The sequence below is a fragment of the Actinosynnema sp. NPDC023658 genome, assembly GCF_040639995.1.
Classification (GTDB): Bacteria; Actinomycetota; Actinomycetes; order Mycobacteriales; family Pseudonocardiaceae; genus Actinosynnema.
Genome location: NZ_JBFAAX010000661.1, coordinates 1 through 3177 on the forward strand (window position 1 = coordinate 1; position 3177 = coordinate 3177).

Below are 3177 nucleotides of genomic sequence, written 5' to 3' on the forward strand. Positions count from 1 at the left end.
GGGCGCTCCGGGCCGTCGTCGCGTCGGGCGCGACCGGTCAGGCGGTGGTGCCGGTGACCGACGTGCCGGACCTGGTGACGTAGTAGGTCACCGTCGCGCCGCTCCAGTAGTGGAACGTCAACGTCACCCGCGAACCGTCCGTGACCTCCGCGAAGAACTCGGGCTTCAGCGTGGTCGTGCCGGCGGTGTAGTCGGGGGCGAACGTGACGTCGAACTCCTTGAACGACGTCCAGTTCTGCGGTCCGGCGTTGGTGCCGTCCGCGTACTTCGCCTCCATGGTGGCGATCTGGTCACCGCGGAAGGCGGTCGGGATGGCGAACGCGCTCGTCGTCCCGGTCGCGTTCTGCAGGACCGGCGTGTCGTAGGTGACCAGGTTGATCCGCCACGGCACGCCCTGCGAGAACCGGGCGGACAGGGTCGCGTTCGTGCCGTACGCCCGCGACCCGCTCAGCCGGGTGATCGCGGACGCGGTGATCGTCAGCTGGTCGCCGCTGATGGTGTAGTCGGTGCCCTTCACCAGGTCGGTGGTGCCCTGGCGCAGGCCGACGAACGACGTGCCGTTCAGGTTGAGCGTCAGCGCCTTGCTCGTGATCGCGGACGACTTGGCGCTGAACACCTGGTCCGACGAGGCCGTGCCCGACCGCGTGGTCCAGCTCGACTTGATCTGCGCGATCAGCTCCGGGTCGCTCCACTGGAACGAGGTGCGGCCGAAGTGCTGGCCGTTGTCCCACAGCATCGTGGTGATCTTCTTCGTGCGGGCGTAGTAGCCGAGGAACTCGAAGAACTTCAGCTTCTCGCCCTGCTCGATGGTGCCGGTGTGCCGGTCGAAGCCGAGCAGCCCGTACTCGCCCAGGATGACCGGGATCCCCTTGGCCACGAACGCGTTGTACATGCGGTCGAACGAGTCGGTCAGGTCCTTCTGCACGGTGGCGTCGAACTTCGTGCCGCCCGCGATGTTCACGCTGAACGGCCAGTAGCCGTAGAAGTGGAACGTCGCGATCAGGTTCGGGTCGTTCAACGCGCTGAACGTGGCGACCAGCTCGTCGACCCGCGCCTGCTCGGACGAGGTGTGCAGGGTGGGCAGCACGAGCAGGCGGGTGGCGTTGTTGCCGCCCGAACCGCGCACGATCCGGTGGAACGACCTGTTCAGCTCGTCCAGCAGCGACGCGTTCTGCGCGTCACCCGAGCTGTTGGTGAACTGCGGCTCGTTGACGCTCTCCATCAGCAGCTTGGCCGACGAGTCGCGGAACGTCGTCGCGAGCTGCGTCCACGTCGCGTTGTAGCGGGCCAGCACGTTCGTGCGGTCGGTCGGCATGGTGTTGATCCACTGCCACGAGTCGTGGTGGATGTTGATCAGCACGGAGAAGCCGTCCGCCAGCGCCCAGTCGACCACCTCCTTGACCCGCGCCAGGTACGCCGCGTCGATCGTGTAGCCCGGAGCGCCACCCTGGTGCTGACCCCACGTGACCGGGATGCGGATGCTCTTGAAGCCCTGCGCCCGGATGTTGTCCAGCAGCGCCTCGGTGATGCGCGGGTTGCCCCACGACGTCTCGTCGCTGCCCGTGGCGTCCAGCGAGTTGCCGAGGTTCCAGCCCGGCTGCATGTCCGCGACCCGCGCCATGGCGTCACCCGCGGGCGGGTTGGTCGTGGTGGTCGTGGTCGTAGTCGTGGTGGTGGTGCTGGTGGACGTGGTGGTCGTCGGGCTGCCGGTGCAGGTGACACCGTTGAGCGCGAACGACGTCGGGGCCGGGTTCGAGCCCGTCCACGAGCCGTTGAACCCGAACGACACCGTGCCGTTGGTGGGCAGGCTCGCGTTGTAGCCGACGTTGGCCGCGGTGACCTGGCTGCCCGAGGACGTGACGGTCGCGTTCCACGCCTGGGTGACGGTCTGACCCGACGAGAACGCCCAGGTGAGTCGCCACCCGTTGATGGCGTCACCCAGGTTCGTGATGCTGACGTTGCCGCTGAACCCGCCCTGCCACTGGCTCGGGACCGAATACGCCACCCGACAACCCGCCGCGGCCTGGGCGTCGGTCACCGCGACGACACCCACGCCCGCGAGCAGAGAGGCCATTCCGGCGGCCAGCAGGCCCACCCGCCAACGGATCTTTTTCAGCTTGTCGCGCATATCGGCCATGACGCTCCTCGTGATCGTGCGGCAGCGGGAGGGCTGGGAAACGAACGTGCGCGGGCACCGGTCCGGCCGCAGTGGGAATGAGAATGCGCCGCGGTCGCCGCCCGGCGCACCCACAAGCCACGACCCCTGGACCGGGCGCGGCGGCGTGTTCCAGCGCTGCCTCGCCATGATGTTGACCGCAACGGATCGGTGGCGCAAGTGTTTCGACGGGAATCGACTCGACGCGGCCGACCGGCAATGCGGAACCGCGCTACCGGTCGAAATCGTTCGACCGGATCGTGCTCGTCGTTCGACGAATCCTTCGAATGCGTTCGACGGTTCGGTGGTCGAATCGGCCGGATCGCTTCGACCGCCGAATCGGTGTCACCGCGAAGGCCTTTGCAGTCGAAAACGCATCGCCGAACTCCTCCGGTTCTACGCCGTAATGTCTTCGTCCGCCACGGGAAATCCATTTTCGGTCGCAAGGGAGCGAAGGTCACCTCCACTTCACAACCGTGAACAATTGTTGGGCCGAGAAGCGGATCGACCCGGGTGAATCGCTTTGATAGGACCATGGCATGACGAGAACAGCGGTCGTGACCGGTGGTGGGACGGGTATCGGCAAGGCGGTGGCCGCCGCACTGGTGAAGCAGGGCTTGGACGTCGTGATCACCGGTCGGCGGGAGGACGTGCTGACCGCCGCGGCGGAGGAGGTGGGCGCGCGGGCGGTCGCGTTCGACGCCGCGGACCCGGCGCAGGTCGAGGCGGCGCTGGCCGAGCTGCCCGAGCGCGTCGACGTGCTGGTCAACAACGCGGGCGGCAACCTGGCCCGCCGCCGTCCCGCGCCCGAGGGGTTGGCCGACGTGCGCGACCTGTGGTTGGCGAACTTCGAGTCGAACGTGCTCAGCGCCGTGCTGGTGACGACGGCGCTGGAGCCGCGGCTGGCCGACGACGCCAGGGTGGTCACGATCGGCTCCATCGCGGCCCGGCGCGGTTCGGGCGGGATGGGCGGCAGCTCGTAGGCGTCCGGCACGCCGATCGCGGCCCGCGACTCGGCGGCG

The 3177-nt window shown here is 68.1% G+C and carries 1 protein-coding gene and 1 pseudogene; one reads left to right on the top strand and one right to left on the bottom strand.

Annotation, left to right across the window (positions count from 1 at the left end):
* Positions 1-37 precede the first annotated feature (37 nt).
* Positions 38-2137, bottom strand: coding sequence for a cellulase family glycosylhydrolase (locus AB0G02_RS32825; RefSeq protein ID WP_360802014.1), 2100 nt, complete (start codon positions 2135-2137; stop codon positions 38-40).
* 557 nt (positions 2138-2694) lie between these two features.
* On the opposite strand from AB0G02_RS32825, the pseudogene AB0G02_RS32830 reads away from it, so the two are divergent.
* Positions 2695-3117: pseudogene (locus AB0G02_RS32830) on the top strand (SDR family NAD(P)-dependent oxidoreductase); the annotation flags it as partial.
* Between the last annotated feature and the right edge of the window lie 60 nt (positions 3118-3177).